Origin of the sequence: Streptomyces beijiangensis (assembly GCF_017315755.1) — a bacterium.
Lineage (GTDB): Bacteria > Actinomycetota > Actinomycetes > Streptomycetales > Streptomycetaceae > Streptomyces > Streptomyces beijiangensis.
In genome coordinates, this window is record NZ_JAFLRJ010001596.1 from 1 (window position 1) to 226 (window position 226).

At 71.2% G+C, this 226-nt stretch carries 1 protein-coding gene; it reads left to right on the forward strand.

The features are described 5' to 3' along the window. The coding region (locus J0695_RS42840) for a LysR substrate-binding domain-containing protein (RefSeq protein ID WP_242553835.1) at positions 1–226 on the forward strand (226 nt) is incomplete at both ends.

Genomic DNA, 226 nt, shown 5'->3' on the forward strand with positions numbered 1-226 from the left:
TCGAAGGCCTCGGCCGCCTCCATGACGATCGCCGAGTACCTGCTCCCCGGCTGGCTCATCGCGCTGAGCACCCAGCGCCCGGGCACCGCGGTCTCCCTTCTCGCGGGGAACTCCGTCTCCGTCGCCGCACACCTCCTCAACGGCGAGGCGGACCTCGGCTTCGTCGAAGGACTCGCGGTCCCCGAAGGGCTCGACGGCACGGTCATCGGCCGCGACCGTCTGATCG